This window comes from Duganella fentianensis, from assembly GCF_009857835.1.
Classification (GTDB): domain Bacteria; phylum Pseudomonadota; class Gammaproteobacteria; order Burkholderiales; family Burkholderiaceae_D; genus Rugamonas; species Rugamonas fentianensis.
In genome coordinates this window covers 89,904-106,826 of record NZ_WWCL01000002.1, presented here as the reverse complement: position 1 = coordinate 106,826, position 16,923 = coordinate 89,904, and the positions used below count along the sequence as shown (strand labels likewise).

Annotated in this window: 16 protein-coding genes and 1 tRNA gene; 3 read left to right on the top strand and 14 right to left on the bottom strand. The window is 59.6% G+C overall.

All coding sequences use genetic code 11. The annotated features are described in order from the left end of the window. The 8 genes from bamB to ndk all read right to left on the bottom strand — a co-directional run bounded on the left by bamB (position 1) and on the right by ndk (position 8,160). On the bottom strand, positions 1-1,137 hold the full coding sequence (gene bamB / locus GTP23_RS08290; protein WP_161034768.1) for an outer membrane protein assembly factor BamB: 1,137 nt from the start codon (positions 1,135-1,137) through the stop codon (positions 1-3). Between the two features lie 51 nt (positions 1,138-1,188). Further along, positions 1,189-1,842 carry a YfgM family protein gene (locus tag GTP23_RS08285; RefSeq protein WP_161034767.1) on the bottom strand — a complete coding sequence of 218 codons (654 nt, stop codon included), beginning with the start codon at positions 1,840-1,842 and terminating at the stop codon, positions 1,189-1,191. A gap of 55 nt (positions 1,843-1,897) precedes the next feature. Then, positions 1,898-3,250, bottom strand: coding sequence for a histidine--tRNA ligase (gene hisS / locus GTP23_RS08280; protein WP_161034766.1), 1,353 nt, complete (start codon positions 3,248-3,250; stop codon positions 1,898-1,900). A gap of 17 nt (positions 3,251-3,267) precedes the next feature. Continuing rightward, complete coding sequence (ispG, locus tag GTP23_RS08275) at positions 3,268-4,536, bottom strand: flavodoxin-dependent (E)-4-hydroxy-3-methylbut-2-enyl-diphosphate synthase (RefSeq protein ID WP_155434873.1); 1,269 nt, start codon at positions 4,534-4,536, stop codon at positions 3,268-3,270. Positions 4,537-4,566: 30 nt separating this feature from the next. Beyond that, complete coding sequence (locus tag GTP23_RS08270) at positions 4,567-5,643, bottom strand: helix-turn-helix domain-containing protein (RefSeq protein ID WP_161034765.1); 1,077 nt, start codon at positions 5,641-5,643, stop codon at positions 4,567-4,569. 13 nt (positions 5,644-5,656) lie between these two features. Next, positions 5,657-6,478: a type IV pilus biogenesis/stability protein PilW gene (gene pilW / locus GTP23_RS08265; RefSeq protein WP_155434871.1), complete on the bottom strand. Its 822-nt coding sequence runs from the start codon at positions 6,476-6,478 to the stop codon at positions 5,657-5,659. Then, positions 6,478-7,650 carry a dual-specificity RNA methyltransferase RlmN gene (rlmN, locus tag GTP23_RS08260; RefSeq protein ID WP_503826589.1) on the bottom strand — a complete coding sequence of 391 codons (1,173 nt, stop codon included), beginning with the start codon at positions 7,648-7,650 and terminating at the stop codon, positions 6,478-6,480. The genes pilW and rlmN overlap by 1 nt, the downstream gene beginning before the upstream one ends. 102 nt (positions 7,651-7,752) lie before the next feature. Continuing rightward, a complete protein-coding gene (gene ndk, locus GTP23_RS08255; protein WP_155434869.1) occupies positions 7,753-8,160 on the bottom strand; it encodes a nucleoside-diphosphate kinase in 408 nt (135 codons plus the stop codon). A 251-nt stretch (positions 8,161-8,411) separates the two neighbouring features. On the opposite strand from ndk, the gene GTP23_RS08250 reads away from it, so the two are divergent. Together GTP23_RS08250 and GTP23_RS08245 are read left to right on the top strand one after the other, a co-directional pair. Continuing rightward, positions 8,412-9,092, top strand: a complete 681-nt coding sequence (locus tag GTP23_RS08250) for a Bax inhibitor-1/YccA family protein (RefSeq protein ID WP_155434868.1) — start codon at positions 8,412-8,414, stop codon at positions 9,090-9,092. A gap of 163 nt (positions 9,093-9,255) precedes the next feature. Then, positions 9,256-9,807 carry a hypothetical protein gene (locus tag GTP23_RS08245; protein ID WP_161034764.1) on the top strand — a complete coding sequence of 184 codons (552 nt, stop codon included), beginning with the start codon at positions 9,256-9,258 and terminating at the stop codon, positions 9,805-9,807. 44 nt (positions 9,808-9,851) lie between these two features. Here the strand turns inward: GTP23_RS08245 and GTP23_RS08240 are convergent, their stop codons facing one another. Continuing rightward, positions 9,852-10,352, bottom strand: a complete 501-nt coding sequence (locus GTP23_RS08240) for an HPP family protein (RefSeq protein ID WP_161034763.1) — start codon at positions 10,350-10,352, stop codon at positions 9,852-9,854. 121 nt (positions 10,353-10,473) lie between these two features. On the opposite strand from GTP23_RS08240, the gene GTP23_RS08235 reads away from it, so the two are divergent. Next, positions 10,474-11,010, top strand: coding sequence for a TetR/AcrR family transcriptional regulator (locus tag GTP23_RS08235; protein ID WP_161034762.1), 537 nt, complete (start codon positions 10,474-10,476; stop codon positions 11,008-11,010). Between the two features lie 71 nt (positions 11,011-11,081). On the opposite strand, the gene GTP23_RS08230 is transcribed toward GTP23_RS08235, so the two are convergent. From GTP23_RS08230 to GTP23_RS08210, 5 genes are all read right to left on the bottom strand, one after another. Further along, positions 11,082-11,171, bottom strand: a tRNA-Ser gene (locus GTP23_RS08230). 60 nt (positions 11,172-11,231) lie between these two features. Beyond that, positions 11,232-13,316: a putative bifunctional diguanylate cyclase/phosphodiesterase gene (locus GTP23_RS08225; protein ID WP_161034761.1), complete on the bottom strand. Its 2,085-nt coding sequence runs from the start codon at positions 13,314-13,316 to the stop codon at positions 11,232-11,234. Between the two features lie 3 nt (positions 13,317-13,319). After that, positions 13,320-14,486, bottom strand: coding sequence for an EAL and HDOD domain-containing protein (locus GTP23_RS08220; protein ID WP_161034760.1), 1,167 nt, complete (start codon positions 14,484-14,486; stop codon positions 13,320-13,322). A gap of 241 nt (positions 14,487-14,727) precedes the next feature. Beyond that, positions 14,728-15,342 carry a response regulator gene (locus GTP23_RS08215; protein ID WP_161034759.1) on the bottom strand — a complete coding sequence of 205 codons (615 nt, stop codon included), beginning with the start codon at positions 15,340-15,342 and terminating at the stop codon, positions 14,728-14,730. Positions 15,343-15,375: 33 nt separating this feature from the next. Beyond that, a complete protein-coding gene (locus GTP23_RS08210) occupies positions 15,376-16,737 on the bottom strand; it encodes a cache domain-containing protein (RefSeq protein ID WP_161034758.1) in 1,362 nt (453 codons plus the stop codon). Positions 16,738-16,923 lie beyond the last annotated feature (186 nt).

The window sequence follows — 16,923 nt, the reverse complement described above, 5'->3', positions numbered from 1 at the left end:
TTACTCGACTGCGAGTGCAGTCACTGTCCCTGATTGGGTTTGGAAAATCAAATTCGCGCCAGCGATGACAGGGTCCGCTTGGATCGGGCTGCCATCGGTCGCGGCGCGACCTATAAATGCGCCATCTTCCCGCGAGAGCAGATGGACATAACCCTGGAAGTCACCCACTGCCACGGCACGGCCGTACGACACAGGGGTCGACAGGCGGCGATAGGACAGTTTGTCGTTCTTCCAGGCGTTGCTGCCGTTTTCACGGCTGTAGGCGGCAACTTCACCTTTGTCGTCGGAGACGAATACAAAGCGCTGATCGACCGTCACGCCCACATCGGACGATGCCGGCTTGCTCCAGTGCGGAGCACCGGTCAGCGCATCAAAGCAGGCCACACGGCCCTGATACGATACAGCACACACATCTTTTTCGAAGATCACCGGTGTGCCGGCGATGTCCGTAACACGTTCCAGTTCAGTCGCGCCGCGTGGCTCGCCCACCACCACTTCGTAGCGCTGCAGGCCGGTGGCCAGCACCAGCACCAGCAGCTTGCCGCCCGGCTGGGCCACATACACGTTAGCGCCGTTGATCACCATGCCCGGTGCGTTACGCAGCGTCAGAGCCGGCGTGGTACGGGCCACGCTCCAGCGCTTGGCGCCACTCTTGGCATCGAAGGCCGTGATCTGGTTGTCGACGCTGCGCACTACCACCATGCCGCCGCCGACTACGGGCGAGGACAGCACTTCGCTGGTCGCCTGGGCTTTCCACAGCTGCTTGCCGCTGGCGTCATAGGCAAGGATAGCACCCTTGACACCACCCACTGCCACTACCTCGCCATCACTGCCTACACCCGCCGTCAGATCGGTGCCGGTCTTGACGCGCCACTGCTCCTTGCCGCTGGCCGCGTTCAGACGTGCCAGCACGCCGTCGCCATCGGCCACATACAGGCTGTCGCCCACCAGTGCCGGCGTGAACACGGCATTGCCGGCTTTACCGAGCGAGTATTTCCATACGGTGCGCGGCGTTACGCCACCCTTCAGGTCCACCAGTGCTGCTGGCTGAACCTTGGTATCTTTCGACGAGAACAAGGAACAACCGGCCAACGTCGCCAGCAAGCTTGCAGTAATAACTTTTTCGGTAATACGCATATTTCAACCTTGATCGGAAAGCGCCGCAGCCAGGCTGGCGGCGCCAAAATATTAAGCTGCGTCTTTAGCGGCTGGCACGGCGCCGCCGATGGCTTCAAATTTCAGCTGGATCAGCTGGCGGCCGGGTGCCTTCTTGTCGCTGGCATCCAGTGCAGCCTGATAGGCCGCACGGGCCTCTGCCAGCTTGTTCTGGGCTACCAGAATGTCGCCCTTGCGGTCGGCTACAGCGGCTGCGAACTGGGCTGGCACTTCGCCGGCCAGTACTTTCAGCGCTTCGTCGTAAGCTTTTTCATCCAGCAGCACGCCGGCCAGACGCACTTTGGCCACCGCCTTGAACTCGTCGCCACCATGCTCGATCGCCCATTGCAGCTGGGCCTTGGCCGATTTCACGTCGCTGGCATCGAAGCTGCTCTTGGCGGCCACCAGCGCGCTCATAGGCGCATAGGTGGTGCTACCGAATTTGCTTTCCATGTCGCCGGCAGCGCGCAGCACCTTGGCGTTGTCTTTGGCATCGACGGCCGAAGTCAGCTCGTCATACAGGGCCGCAGCCTGGGTGGCCTGATTACGCTGGTAGTAGTTCCAGCCGTTGTAACCGGAATACGCTGCCAGACCGGCGATCACCACCCACGAGGTCAGATTGCCGTACTTTTCCCACCATGCTTTAAGGGACGCAATTTGTTCTTGTTCTTCGAGATCGTATGCCATGTCAGTGTGTCTGCTAGTTGTAAGAGTTATTCAAAATGAAGCTGCACTCGCGCTATCAGTGATTGCAGTTCTCGTCATGTACGTGGTGGTGATGATCGCCGCTTTCGGTGATCTGGTCCACTACGAAATCTACCACCTCGTCGAACGGTACGGTGCTCTGCTGCTGCTCGCCTTCGGCAGCGCGCATGGATTTGACTGCTGCCGTATGGTTAGCCACTTCGTCTTCACCGATGATGACGGCGAAAGCAGCACCGCTGCCATCGGCTTTCTTCATCTGCGACTTGAAGCTGCCGGCACCGGCAGCGGTGGAACCGTGCATGATCACATCCAGACCGGCGTCGCGCAGACGCTCGCCCAGCACGAAGGCTTGCAGCTGGGCCGCTTCGCCCTGATGCACGAGGTAGACGTCGCACTGGCCAGGCTGTTCCGGCTCGCCGGCAGCTTTCAGCAGTTCCAGCAGGCGTTCGATGCCCATGGCGAAACCGACGGCCGGCGTAGGCTTGCCGCCGAACGAAGCGATGAGCGGATCATAACGGCCGCCGGCACACACGGTGCCCTGCGAACCCAGCGAGTCCGTCACCCATTCGAATACGGTGCGGTTATAGTAGTCCAGACCGCGCACCAGACGGGTGTTGATCACGTATGGAATGTTGTTGTGGTCGAGGATCTTGCGCACGCCGTTGAAATGGGCCAGCGATTCTTCGCCCAGATAGTCGAGCAGTTTCGGCGCCTGATTGACCATCTCCTGCATGGCAGGGTTCTTGGTATCGAGTATGCGCAGCGGGTTGGAATGTAGACGGCGCTTGGCTTCCGCATCCAGAATCTCTTCGTGCTTTTCCAGATAGGCGATCAGGTCGACGCGGTGGCGCGCACGCTCTTCCGCATCACCGATGGAGTTCAGTTCCAGACGGATGTTTTCCAGACCCAGATCATCCCACAGGCGGCGGCACATCATGATCATTTCGGCGTCCACGTCCGGGCCGCTGAAGCCCACCGCTTCGCAGCCGAACTGGTAGAACTGGCGATAGCGGCCGCGCTGTGGACGCTCGTGGCGGAACATCGGGCCCGTGTACCACAGGCGTTTCGGGCCTTCGTACACCAGATTGTGTTCGATCACGGCACGCACGGCACCGGCCGTACCTTCAGGGCGCAGCGTCAGCTGGTCGCCGTTCATGGAATCGGTGAAGGAATACATTTCCTTTTCCACGATGTCGGTCACGGCGCCGATGGCGCGCGCGAACAGCGCGGTGTTTTCCACGATAGGAGTGCGGATCTGCTGGAAGCCGTAGCTTTGCACCACCGACTGGGCGGTGTTTTCGAACAGCTGCCACAGATGCGAGTCGGTCGGCAGGATGTCGTTCATGCCTTTGATGGCAGTGATTTTTTCAGCTTTCTTCGTTTCGGACATATCAGTTCTTTTCAGCTTCAGGCAGCCTGCGGCTTGCCATAGTTATTCTTCACGTAGTTCAGGACGATTTCCTGGAACTCTTCCACGATGCGCTCACCGCGCAGCGTCGCCACCTTGGCACCATCGACAAACACCGGTGCAGCAGGCGATTCGCCCGTGCCCGGCAGGCTGATGCCGATATTGGCATGCTTGGATTCGCCGGGGCCATTGACGATGCAGCCCATTACCGCCACGTTCATGGCTTCCACGCCCGGATAGATTTTTTTCCACTCCGGCATTTGCTCGCGCAGGAAGGTCTGGATGTTGTCCGCCAGTTCCTGGAAAGTGGTCGAGGTAGTACGGCCGCAACCCGGGCAGGCAATCACCATCGGGGTGAATTTGCGCAGGCCCATGGTTTGCAGGATCTCCTGCCCCACCACCACTTCACGACTACGGTCACCGCCCGGTTCGGGGGTGAGCGAAATGCGGATGGTATCGCCGATACCTTCCTGCAGCAGCACCGACAGCGCCGCCGTCGAGGCCACAATACCTTTGCTGCCCATACCCGCTTCCGTCAGGCCCAGATGCAGCGGATAGTCGCAGCGGCGCGCCAGTTCGCGGTACACGGCGATCAGGTCCTGCACGCCGGAGACCTTGCAGGACAGGATGATCTTGTCGCGGCCCAGCCCAAGTTCTTCGGCGCGCACGGCATTTTCGATGGCCGAAGTAATCAGCGCTTCGTACATCACTGCCTGCGCCGGCCATGGCTCGGCGCGCGCTGCGTTTTCATCCATGATGCGGGCCAGCAGGGCCTGATCCAGACTGCCCCAGTTGACGCCGATACGCACCGGCTTGTCGTAACGGGCCGCCACTTCGATCATCTGGGCAAACTGGGTATCGCGCTTGGCGCCCTTGCCCACATTGCCGGGATTGATGCGGTACTTCGACAGCGCCTTGGCGCACTCGGGATAGTCGGTCAGCAGGGTGTGGCCGTTGTAGTGGAAATCGCCCACCAGCGGCACATCGATATCCATTTTGTCCAGCTGCTCGCGGATGTAGGGGATCGCAGCAGCCGATTCGGGACGGTCCACCGTCAGGCGCACCAGCTCGGAACCGGCACGCGCCAGCTCCTTAATCTGGATCGCCGTTTCCAGCGCATTGGCGGTATCGGTATTGGTCATCGACTGCACCACGACAGGCGCGTCGCCGCCCACCCAGATCTTGCGCTGGCCGTGCGCGATCAGCACGCTGCGGCTGGCGCGGCGCGGTGCAGGACCCGATGGAATGGCAGTAAGACTAGAAGACATAAATTTCAGCTTGGTTATACAGCGTATCGATTACTTGATGTTCACGCGCGAAATCGTGCCGCCCGCAACAGGTGGCAGCGCCAGTGCTGTTCCGCCCAGCGTAGCTTCCACACCGCCCGGTTTGCCAACGATCAGCAGTGCCGGTTCCTTGATGTCAAAGGTCTCGGTGCTGCCCGCTTTCACGGTGCGCGAAATCAGCGACGCAGCACCGGGACGGCGAATCTCGACCCACGAATCCTCATTCACTTTCAGCACCAGCTGGGTACCGGAAGGCGCAGGGGCTGCCGGAGCAGCAGTCTGCGGCTTGGCGGCTGCCGCAACAGGCGTCGTGGTGGCAGCTGCCGTCGTGGCGGCCGGCGCAGGCACTACGCCAGTGGCGGCAGGCGCGGCTGCCGGTACATTAGCGGGTACATTAGCTGGCACGTTTGCTGGTGCAGCGGTAGCGCCAGGCGCAGTGGCCGCAGCAGGTGCAGCAGCATCGGCGACCGGTGCCGGTACGGATACCAGCGGCACATTGGTGCTCTGCACGGCTGCACCTTCTTCACCCGGCTTGACCAGCGTGGTTTCAATCGGCGTCACCGCCGCTTCCGCCGCCTTGGCCGCATCGGCCACGGCGCTCGCACCATCCGCATCCGAACGCTGGAACATCGTCAGCGGGATGATGCCGCTCTGGTAGGCATACACGCCGCCAGCGACCAGCGCAACGGCAACAGCAGCACCGGCCAGCCAGCCTACCGAACTGGTAGGCCGCGGCGTCATCGACGGGAAGCGTGATTCCGTGAATTTGGGCGCAGCTTCCTTGCGCGGCGGCGCCGCTTCGTAGCTGGTCGGCGAAATCACTTCGATCATCGCTACCAGAGGCGTTGCATCGATTTTCACGACCTTGGCATAGGCGCGCACAAAACCGCGCACCACGGCCATATTCGGCAGTGCCTCGTAATCACCGGCTTCCAGTGCGCGCACCTGACGCGTCGCCAGTTTCAGTTGATCCGCAATCTGTTCTACCGTCAGCCCCAGCGCTTCACGCTGTGCTGCCAGTTGCGCGCCGGGCGTAGCCGCGCTGGGTGCTGCCTGTTCCTGCGGCGTATCAACCCACTCTGAATTCATCGATTCCCCTGTATCACTCATCAAACGCCCCACGTTGATAAGCAGCATACTCGGCCGAGCCGGCATGGTGACGACGCAATTGGGTCGCCCACGCTGCTTCGGCACCGGCATCGCCGAGCTGGTGCTGCACTTTAATCGCTAGCCATAGCACATCGGCCGTCAGACTCTCCATCTTCGCCACCTTGTTGAGGCGCGTAATGAAGAAATTGGCGCGTACCACATCGCGCTTTTCAAAATACACCTTCGCCAGATTGGCGTTGGTTGCCGGCAGATCGGGCGTCAGCTGCAAGGCTTGCAGCAGATAACGCTCCGCGCTGGCGTAATCCTTCACTTTCAATGCACACGAGCCGGCGTTATTGGCCGCGCTGGCAGGCGCGCGATAGGCGCGGTTGGCCAGTGCAGCATCGAACAGCGGCATGGCTTCCTTGACGCGCCCCATCTGGCACAGGAAAGAACCGTAGTTATTGGCCAGATCAGGATTGCCGGGCGCCAGCTTGCGCGCGCGCACAAAGTTATCTTCGGCCAGCGCCAGCTCGCCCAGCTGCTGGTAGATCAGGCCGCGCATGCCGTAACCGTCCGCATACTGGGGATCGGCCGCCAGCGCCAGCTTGACTTCATCGAGCGCCACCAGATACTGGCCCTGCTCGTAGTAGCCCACGGCCAGCTGCATGCGGATATCGACCTTGCGCTGGATCGCCGTCTGATCGGATACGGTGCTCAGTTCCGCCTGACCGCTATGGCCGGGATTGGAACCGGACGAGGCGCAGGCAACCAGCAGCGCACCTGCACACAGGGCGACTAGACTGGACTGGCAACGCTGCGCCAGGGCGATCATCAGGAACGGATCTCCACGATCTTGCCGAAATTGGCACCAAACTTCTGCTGGTATTCGCTCATTTTTTCCATGCGCTCCTGCACGCGCGTGCGGTCCTGCACTTCACCGGCCAGCTGGCCGCAGGCCGCATCGATATCGTCGCCGCGGGTTTTGCGGATGGTGGTGACGATGCCGGCATCGAGCAGTATCTGCGCGAAGGCCTTGATACGGGGATTCTTCGAACGCAGCAGGCCCGATTCAGGGAAGGGATTGAACGGAATCAGGTTGAATTTGCAGTTCACGCCAGTCTGGCGATCCTGCACCAGCGCCACCAGTTCGCGTGCATGCTCGTCGCTGTCGTTGACGCCATCCAGCATGCAGTATTCGAAGGTGATGAAATCGCGCGGGGCGAATTCCAGATAGCGCTTGCAGGCCGCCATCAGTTCTTTCAGCGGGTACTTCTTGTTCAGCGGGATCAGGCCATCGCGCAGCGCATCGTTGGACGCGTGCAGCGACACGGCCAGCGCTACCGGCACTTCCTGCGACAGCTTGTCTATCATCGGCACCACGCCCGAGGTGGACAGGGTTACGCGGCGGCGCGACAGACCGTAGGCGTTATCGTCCAGCATCAGCTTGAGCGCCGTAGCGGTCGGCTCGAAATTCAGCAGCGGCTCGCCCATACCCATCATCACCACGTTGGTGATCTGGCGTTCGCCTTTCGGGCCCGGTTCGATACCCTTGGTGCGGCGCAGTTCGAATTCGGCCATCCATAGCTGGCCGATGATTTCGCCCACCGTCAGATTGCGCGAAAAGCCCTGCTTGCCCGTCGAGCAGAAGCGGCAGTTCACGGCGCAGCCGGCCTGGGTGGAAATACACAGGGTGCCGCGGGTTTCTTCCGGAATGTACACGGTTTCCACGGCATTGCCGTTGCCCACGTCGACCAGCCATTTACGCGTACCGTCACTGGAGGTGTGGTCGCTGATGATGGCCGGCGCTTGCACGTAGGCGCGGGTCTTGAGTTTGTCGCGCAGCGATTTGGCCAGATCGGTCATGCTGTCGAAGTCGGACGCTCCGAACTGGTGTATCCAGCGCTGCAATTGTTTGGCGCGGAACGGCTTCTCCCCCAACTCGGCGCAATAAGCGGTGAGCTGCGCGGGATCGAAGTCCAGCAAGTTGGTCAGAGGTGCGTTCACGGTGTTGCCCATTCTATCTAAAACAAATTCCACTACAAATAAAAAACCGCTTCTGCGCGCCGCGCCAGGCCCGGCGCGGCAGAAACGGTGGTACAGCCAGTATTAAGCGCCGAAGAAGTAGGCGATTTCTACTTTAGCAGCTTCAACAGCGTCCGAACCGTGCACAGCGTTCGCGTCGATCGAATCAGCGAAGTCAGCGCGGATGGTGCCCTTGTCGGCTTTCTTAGGATCGGTAGCGCCCATCAGTTCGCGGTTTTTCAGAACGGCGTTTTCGCCTTCCAGAACCTGGATCATGACTGGACCCGAAACCATGAAGTCCACCAGATCTTTGAAGAAGCCGCGCTCTTTGTGAGCAGCGTAGAAACCTTCGGCATCTGCACGCGACAGTTGCTTCATTTGAGCAGCAACGATCTTCAGACCATTGCTTTCAAAGCGGCTGTAGATTTGGCCGATGACGTTTTTTGCAACTGCGTCTGGTTTGATGATCGACAGGGTGCGTTCGATTGCCATTTGAAAAACTCCAATAAAAAGAAAGGTTTAAAACAAAATTGATAACTCAATCAACCTTTAATTTTACCATAGAACACCCCAACTACCGAGTATCGGGGTCAGATAAGCTTGCATTAGCGGCAATTTTACCCCTGAACCAGCTTGTTTAAGGCTAGTCTAAGGGGCAAAGGGCCCGAACTTTGCGCAATTTTGCACAGACATGCTATGCTTTTGGCAAGCAGTACTCGAATCACCAAGAGGGAGATAAGCTCATGAATAATATGCAAAATACTTACGATCTGTCGTCTAGTCGCCAGCTCACCCAGCACAAAGTGCTGCGCAATACCTACTGGCTGCTGGCCCTGTCCATGGTGCCTACCATTTTCGGCGCGGCGCTGGGCGTCTCGCTGCACCTGCCACTGGGTGGCGGTCTGATGGCCCTGCTGTTCCTCGGTATCGCCTTCGGCTTTATCTGGGGCATCGAGAAAAACAAGGATTCCGGTCTGGGCGTGGCCCTGCTGCTGGGCTTCACCTTCTTCATGGGCCTGTGGCTGACCCCGCTGCTGTCGCGCATCCTGGGCTTCTCGAATGGCGGCTTCCTGATCATGACGGCCTTCGGCGGTACGGCGTCCGTGTTCGCCGTGCTGGCCAGCATCGCTACCGTGTCCAAGCGCGATTTCTCGGGCGTGGCTAGCTGGGCGTTTGCCGGTCTGATCGTGATCCTGCTGGCTTCGATTGCCAACATCTTCCTGGGCATTCCAGCGCTGGCCATCGTGATCTCGGTGGTTGCCATCGCCATCTTCTCGGCCTACATCCTGTACGACGTGCAGCAGATCGTGAACGGCGGCGAAACCAACTACATCCGCGCCACCCTGAGCATCTATCTGGATATCTACAACATCTTCACCAACCTGCTGTCGCTGCTGGGCATCTTCGGCGGTAGCCGCGACTAAGATAGTTCTCGCCTCAACAGCAAGCCGGCCTCGCGCCGGCTTTTTTTATTCCGTCGCCGCCCGCACACCTTTGCGCCAGCACAAACGCTGCAGGCAGTTTCAGCTTCAGGATGAGCCATACCCCCACCCGGGCCTACCAACCCACCGCGCTGTGAGCATCCAGATGAGTAAGCCCGCAACCGCACACCTGAAGGCCGCCTTGTCGAAAGAATCCGGGCAGCCACGGAATTCGATTGACGATGACATAAAAACGGCCGAGGATAAAGCTATGGAGCAGACTTTTACAAAACTGGAAGCGGATCTCGCAGTGATCAAAGCCGATCTGGCAACGATCAAGTCCCTCTATGCAACTAAAGCTGACCTCGCGCAAGCGATAGCCGAGCTGCGCAGTGAAATAAGCGCGAAAATCGATAGGATGCAGGGCGAGTTGCATACACTAAAAACAAGCGGCGACACACTTAAGGCCGAGTTCGACAAATTCAGAACGGAGTTCAACCAGTTAAGGGCAGAGTTCAATCAGCTAACCACAGCGTTCAATCAGCTAACCGCAGAGTTCACGAAGTGGTGCATGCAAATCGATCTCAAATTTGACCTGATTCGCGCTGATACCAAAGCCCAGATACTCGAAGCTAAAAACACGATTATCCTTTGGATAGTTTCCACCGTTCTGTTCGCCCAGTTAGTACCGGCCTTACTTAAGCAGCTAGGCCCCTAACTCTTGCACCCCACCGCTGACCAAGCCTTGTCTAAGCGCTTGCTCTAGCGCCAGTAGCGCGGATAACTGCCGCGACTCCGCAAATTATTAATCGCCCAGGCAACTGCCACGATCATGCAGGTACCGCTCAGGACTGGCGTCAGCAGGAAGCCCCAATCCGGCTGCAAGGTCATCACTACCAGCGGATTGGCACCGGCCGGCGCGTGCACTGTGCGGGTTTGCTGCATGGCGAATAATGCCATCCCCACTGCCAGCGCCTCCGACCACCAGCTGTTTCCACATAACGCCAGCATTAACAGTCCAACCAGCGTGGCAATTACGTGACCACCGATGATGCTGCGCGGCTGCGCCAGCGGCGACTCAGGCAAGCCGAACGCCAGCACACAGCTTGCGCCGAATGGCGCGATCAGCCAGCTGGCCTGACTAACCTGCGTCAGCCAGGCCGTCAGCCCGATGGTGATGCAACTGCCTGCCAGCGAGATGGCACTGTAGCCCAGCGAGGGTGCCGCAGGCGCAGCGGATTCCTTGAATAAACCAAACAGCATGATCAGCCCTTCCTATCAATAATTACAAAGTATACCGATCAGTATACATTGAAGTAAACAGATCTGTATACATTTGTATTCTCGCCTCTTATACTAGGAATAATTCAAATAAAAACTCGATATGAATACATCAGACCAGATCATCAGCGCCGCCATGACCGAACTCTACCAACACGGCTTTCATGCGACCGGCGTCGATCAACTCAGTGCCGCAGTGGGAGTTACAAAAAGGACGCTTTACCGCTATTTCCCCAGCAAAGACGATTTGATTGCCGCCGTACTAGATGCGAGAGACGTGCAGTTCATGGAGTTGATGACGGCCTTTATTTCCGGTCATGAGGCAACACAACGGCCGCCTGCCTACGTGGATTTTCTGAATGCATGGGGGCAGCAACGCGGTTTTCACGGATGCATGTTCATCAACGCCAGCGCCGAATATGCCGAGCACGCTTCGCCACCACATAGGCAGGCCAAGGCACACAAGCGTCGCGTGCTCGACTACTTGCAGCAGATCTGCGCTGAAGCGGGATTAGCCACACCGGATCGTTACGCACTGCAGTTGTTTCTGATTGGTGAGGGGCTGATCGTCAGCACTCAGGTCAGTGGCTATGATGAGGAAAATTTTGCAGCGGCGCACCAGTTGCTGGTACAGTCCTAGATGCGTCAGGAACGCTAGAACAGACCACCATAAAAAAAGCCATAGACTCGTCTATGGCTTTTTCTGAATCCTGGCGGAAGCGGTGAGATTCGAACTCACGAACGGCGCAAACCGTCGGCAGTTTTCAAGACTGCTGCCTTCAACCACTCGGCCACGCTTCCTGAACGAGCGACATTATACATTCTTCATCCGCAATTGGGGCGCTTTCCGCCGCCACAGGCTCAGGCTGCGCGGCTGCCCTGCTCTGCCGCCAGATTCTTGCACATGGCCAGTTCGAAGGCATCGGCCTCCAGCGGACGCGAAAACAGATAGCCCTGCACCTCGTCGCAACCGGACTGGCGCAGGAATTCCAGCTGCTCGGCCGTCTCCACGCCTTCCGCTATCACCTTGTGCTTGAGCTGCTGGGCAATGCTGATGATGGTATTGGCAATGGCGCAGTCGTTGGCATCGTCAGGGATGCCGATGGTGAAGGAACGATCGATCTTCAGCGTATCGATGGGGAAGCGCTTGAGATAGGACAGGCTGGAATAGCCAGTGCCGAAATCGTCGAGCGATAGCGTAACGCCCAGCGCCGCGATCTGATCCATGATGCCGATGACGCGCTCGATGTTATTCATCAGCGTGCTTTCCGTGATCTCCAGTTCCAGCCATTCCGGCGCCAGGCCATAGCGCTGCAGCGTGGTCTGCACCCGCCCCGGCAAGCTGGCCGTGAACTCGCGTGCCGACACATTGACGGCCAGCCGCACCGGCGCCAGCCCGGCCTGCTGCCAACGCTGCGCCTGCGCGCAAGCCTGTTCCAGCACCCATTCGCCCACCTGCACCACCAGCCCTGTCGCTTCGGCCAAGGGTATGAACTCGGCCGGCGGCACCAGTCCGCGCTGGGGATGGCGCCAGCGCACCAGAGCCTCCGCACCGATGATGCGGCCACTGGCAATCTCGAACTTGGGCTGGTAATGCAGCAGCAGTTCGCCATTGCTGAGTGCATGGCGCAAGCCCGTTTCGATACGCATGCGTTCCTGCATGCCCTGATTCATGTCCTGACTGTAGAAGGCCACATGGTCGCCCTCGGCACCGCCCTCCTGCTTGGCGCGGTACATGGCAATGTCGGCCAGCCGCAGCAGGGTTTCGGCATCGCTGCCATCCTGCGGATACACGCTGATGCCTATGCTGCCGCCCACGCGCAGATCATGGCCATCGATCAGGAACGGGGTGTTCAGTGTCGCCAGCAGTTTTTGCGCCACCATGCTGGCCTCGAAGTGCTGGCCGATATCGAACAGGCCGATGGCAAACTCGTCGCCGCCCAGACGCGCCACCAGATCCTGATCGCGCAGCACGGCACGGAAACGCCGCGCCACTTCACAGAGCAATTCATCGCCCACTGTGCGGCCCAGGGTATCGTTGATCAGCTTGAAGCGATTCAGGTCGATGAACAGCACGCAGCCATGCAGCTTGCTGCGCTGGGCCACCGTCAGCGCCTGATCGACCAGCTTGGTCAGCAGCGTGCGGTTGGGCAGATTGGTCAGCGCATCGTAATAGGCCAGATGGTGGATGCGTTCTTCCGCCAGCTTGCGCTCGGTGATGTCGGTCAGGTAGGCGATCAGGCCGATAGGCCGGCCATGCGGGTCGCGCAGTGGCGACAGCGACAGGCTGGCCCAGAATACTTCGCCCGATTTCTTTTTGCGCCGCACCTCCATCAGCCGTCCGCCCTGCTCGAGGAAGGTATCGTCTATGCTTTCGTCCTCGTCTTCGTAGAGGAACAGGATGTTGCGGCCTATCGCTTCCACCGAGCTGTAGCCGAACAGCCGTTCGGCGCCCTTGTTCCAGCTGATGATGAAGCCGTTCATATCCATGGTCAGCACGGACTCGTGGATATGGTCGAGTATCTGGGACTGATGCTGAAGCTGGTTTTCCACCTGCACATAGGCATGGGTGGAACGCTGGGCCAGCGACTGGGTATGCAGCACGCCGGCCGCCAGATGGGCCAGCGCCCGCAGGTGCGAACGATCGAGTTCGCTGTATTCGGCCCGCCCCGAGACCACGAAGCGGCCGAAGCACTGCCCTTCATAGTTGATGTCCTGGATCAGGCTGGGCACGGCCGCATCGTTCGCAGCCAGCACTTCGATCACGGGCGGTTCGAGCAGCACCGCCTGCTCGTCCACGGGAATGAACTCCCCTAGCGGACTGTGCATTACGCTGCGCACGATGCGTCCTAGTTCCTCGCTGAGTGCCGTGCCGCGCAAGCGCAACACCGCGTCACATAGTGCCGCGCTGTAACTCAGAAAATCGGAGGATGGAGGCGCGAGCATTGTTTATATATTCCGGCTCACCTGAATCGCCCACTGGTAGGCTTGCAGCTGCGTCGCCCAGTAGGTCGCTGGATCGATTCCGGCCTGCTCCAAGGCAGCGCGGTCCGGCCGTTCGACCAGCTTGAGCAGCTCGCCTAGCGCGCCGCCGCGGTCCAGCAGCGCCATCACCACATCGAGGTCCAGACTCAGGGCCGCGACAATTTCCGTCATCGGCATATCGAGCAGCACATCGAGCAACGAGAACACGCCCGTCACGAAAGCCATATCGAGCTGGTCGCGCTCCCAGTCCAGCGCCTTGCCCAGCGCTTCCATCTGGGCTGCCCGCACGGCGGCCAGCGGCAGCAGCGGATTGGCTTTGCCGTCATCCTGCTGGCGCGCATACAGCAGCAGCTGCAGCCAGCGCTGCAACTGGCGCCGGCCCAGCACATTGATGGCCTGGCCGAAGCTGTGGATAGGCGAACTGAGCGCAAACGCTGCCGAGTTCACCAGTTTCAGTAAATGGTAGGACAGTGCCGGATCCTGCTTGAGCAACACTTCCAGTTCGCGCGAATCGGCATCGCGTGCCAGCAAGCCCAGCAGCGCCAGCAAACGCTTGCGCGAGGTGCCGTCGTTGGCGTTCAGGTCGCGCGGCGGATGCAGGGCGAAATCGCCGCTGAACCACGAGAAGCCCGCCTTGGCACATTCGGCAATGCGCTGCTCGCTCTGCATATTGCTGGCCAGATGGGGGCCAGGCTGGCCGATCAGCGCCAGCACGGGCGGCAGCGAGGTCGAGGCGTCATACATCAGCGATTTGGCGCCGCTCAGGGTGGCGGCCATGCCGGCCAGGCCATCGATCATGATGCGGTAGCCGGCTTCCGTGTAGCCGGCCAGTTTCTTCTGCACGGGCACTTCGGCCACGGCAGCGGCCGGCACACGCAGAACCACGCGGTTAGGCGGCAAGCCGTCCAGTTGCGACAGCTCCAGCTGGGCGGGCTGCGGTACGTTGAGTATGCAGTCAAGCGGCAGGAAGGACTCCAGCACTTCGCTGGTTTTCAGCAGCGACAGCGCGCTCTGCCAGACATCGCCTGCGTCTTCGGACGGCTCTATAGTCAGCGCAACCCACTCGTTATGCGCGTTGGAAACCGCTTGCAATGCTACCAGCGGGAATAGGCTCGATTCAGACGCAGACATCAGATTCTCTTGGATGGTTGAGCTCACAATCTTAGAGTAAGAATTAACATAAAGCAATCAATTACCATTTGGAAGGATTGCATTTCTTATCAAGACCAATCTAAGACCAAAAAACCACAACAGCAGTAACAAAAAATGAACGAGCAGCAATATATCAGAGTTTTTCCGGCAAACAGGAACAGTTGAAAATTGCTCAACGGAATTAGAAGTAAATCTCTGTTTCTTTGCAACAATGCTCGGGCTAGCCATGCTGGACAGCAAAACGGATCAGTTCGGCCTGCCCTTCGATGCCCAGCTTGCGCTTGATGTTGAGACGGTGTGTTTCTACCGTGCGCACGCTGAGATCGAGCGCGCGCGCGATCTGCTTGTTAGATTCGCCACGGGCCAGATGGCGCAGCACTTCCTGCTCGCGCGTAGTCAGTTGCATATCAGGCAACTGCGGCTGGGCCAGCTGACGGGCCAGCGCCGCGCTGTAATAGATGCCGCCGGACATCACCGTTTCGATCGCCACCACGATATCTTTGCCGGGCGCATCCTTGAGCACATAGCCGCGCGCGCCCGCCCGTATGGCTTGCGACACATATTCGAGCTTGTCGTGCATGGACAGAATCAGCACGGCGATGCGGGGAAAGGCGGCGCGGAACTGGGCCGTCGCCTCGATGCCGTTGGTATCGCGCATATTGATATCCATGAGCACCAGATCGATATCGATCTGCGCGGCCTGCTCGAGCGCTTCGGCCGCCCCGCCCGCCTCGGCCACCACCTGGAACTGCGGCATGGCTTCCAGCCGCGCCCGCAGGCCGTCGCGCACCAGTGGATGGTCGTCCACCAGCTGAATTTTGATCGTCCCCGTCATATCACGCTTTCTCTTTACCGATGTTCGGTGGTTCTAACTGTCATTGGCCGCAAATGCCGTCAGCACGGTGCCCGTGCTGCCTGATTCGATACTGAAGCGCCCGCCGATGGCGTCCATACGCTCCATCATATTGCGCAATCCGATTCCCCGCTGAGGATGCAGTGCAATACCCTCGGCATCGAAGCCCTTGCCGTCATCGCGTATGCACAGCGTCACGCCGTCAGCCTCGCCGTGCAGCGTGATCTCGATCCGCCCCGCTGCCGCGTGGCGGCCGATATTGGTCAGCGCCTCCTGCGCCAGCCGGAACAGCACGGTGTTGGCCACATCGGATAGCCCGTCGGTCGCACCGCTGGCCTCGAACTGCACCGGCGTGCCGCTGCTGTGAGTGTATTCCTGTCCCAGATGCTTGAGCGCCGCCGCCAGCCCCAGATCGTCCAGTATGGCGGGACGCAGATTATGGGAGATCCGCCGCACCTCGCCCATCACATTGCTCAATTGATCGGCTGCATGCTCGAACACGGCCTGCGCTGCTTCCGTCTGGCCCGGCTGGCCGGACGACAGCCGTATCATGCCCGCCTCGATCTGCAGCTTGATCGACACCAGCCACTGGCTGATGCCGTCATGCAGGTCGCGCGACAGCCGCGCGCGCTCCTCTTCCTGCGATTCCACCACGCGCTGGGCCAGCACTTTCAGCTTGGCATCGGCCACGCGCAGTTCGCTGATGTTGAGCGCCACGCCGGAACTGGCCACCACCACCGCCGCCGCAATCGCGATCAGCGCGATCCACAGCATGGTGTTATGAATGTTGCCGGACTGCTGGACATCGACCTTGGCCAGCGCCTGTTCCACGTCGTCCAGATAAATGCCGGTGCCCAGCATCCAGCCCCAGCGCGGCAGCGGCACCACATAGCCGAGTTTGGCCACCGGCTTATGGGTAGATGGCTTGATCCACATATAGCGCTGCAGCCCGCCGCCTTCGCGTGCACGCTGCAGCAGCTTCTGGATGGTGGGCTGGCCCTGCTCGTCGCGCAGGTCATACAGATTACGGCCCACCAGTTCCGGCTGGCGCGGATGCATCAGCGAATTGCCCTGCATATCGTAGACAAAGAAATAGCCATCATCGCCATAGCTGAGACTGGACAGGATGCGCTTGGCTTCTTCGCGCGCCGCCGGGTCATCCCGGCCGGCATCGTACAGATGGGCAATGGAGTGCTGGGCCAGCGTGACGTAGTGCTTGAGTTCGGCCTCTTTGCTGCTCAGATAGGCTTGCTGGATGGTGCTGCGCTGCTGCTGGGCCAGCAGTTCCGACTGATGCCAGACCGCCAGTGCAATCGCACACAGGGCGAGGATCAGTGGCGTAATCGCCAGAAACAGCACTTTTTGCCGCAGTCGCATAACTATCCTGCCCGTTGAGATCCTGCGATTTTACGCGCAGGTGGCCACTTCCCACTACGTAGTTATACGCAGCGCACTTGCGTATTGCTGCGCTTGTGAGCGATATGCGTTTCCTGAATACTGTTCATAAGCTGCCAGCATTCCAGATTTACACCGAGTTTTTACGGAGCAGCAACACTATCCTTG

Coding starts and splice junctions, on each gene's coding strand:
- pilW (WP_155434871.1), bottom strand. CDS start 6,478: ATGATCGCCCTGGCGCAGCGTTGCCAGTCCAGTCTAGTCGCCCTGTGT.
- ispG (WP_155434873.1), bottom strand. CDS start 4,536: ATGTCTTCTAGTCTTACTGCCATTCCATCGGGTCCTGCACCGCGCCGC.
- hisS (WP_161034766.1), bottom strand. CDS start 3,250: ATGTCCGAAACGAAGAAAGCTGAAAAAATCACTGCCATCAAAGGCATG.
- bamB (WP_161034768.1), bottom strand. CDS start 1,137: ATGCGTATTACCGAAAAAGTTATTACTGCAAGCTTGCTGGCGACGTTG.
- GTP23_RS08215 (WP_161034759.1), bottom strand. CDS start 15,342: ATGACGGGGACGATCAAAATTCAGCTGGTGGACGACCATCCACTGGTG.
- GTP23_RS08225 (WP_161034761.1), bottom strand. CDS start 13,316: ATGCTCGCGCCTCCATCCTCCGATTTTCTGAGTTACAGCGCGGCACTA.
- GTP23_RS08235 (WP_161034762.1), top strand. CDS start 10,474: ATGAATACATCAGACCAGATCATCAGCGCCGCCATGACCGAACTCTAC.
- GTP23_RS08220 (WP_161034760.1), bottom strand. CDS start 14,486: ATGTCTGCGTCTGAATCGAGCCTATTCCCGCTGGTAGCATTGCAAGCG.
- GTP23_RS08210 (WP_161034758.1), bottom strand. CDS start 16,737: ATGCGACTGCGGCAAAAAGTGCTGTTTCTGGCGATTACGCCACTGATC.
- GTP23_RS08285 (WP_161034767.1), bottom strand. CDS start 1,842: ATGGCATACGATCTCGAAGAACAAGAACAAATTGCGTCCCTTAAAGCA.
- GTP23_RS08240 (WP_161034763.1), bottom strand. CDS start 10,352: ATGCTGTTTGGTTTATTCAAGGAATCCGCTGCGCCTGCGGCACCCTCG.
- GTP23_RS08245 (WP_161034764.1), top strand. CDS start 9,256: ATGAGTAAGCCCGCAACCGCACACCTGAAGGCCGCCTTGTCGAAAGAA.
- ndk (WP_155434869.1), bottom strand. CDS start 8,160: ATGGCAATCGAACGCACCCTGTCGATCATCAAACCAGACGCAGTTGCA.
- GTP23_RS08250 (WP_155434868.1), top strand. CDS start 8,412: ATGAATAATATGCAAAATACTTACGATCTGTCGTCTAGTCGCCAGCTC.
- GTP23_RS08270 (WP_161034765.1), bottom strand. CDS start 5,643: ATGAATTCAGAGTGGGTTGATACGCCGCAGGAACAGGCAGCACCCAGC.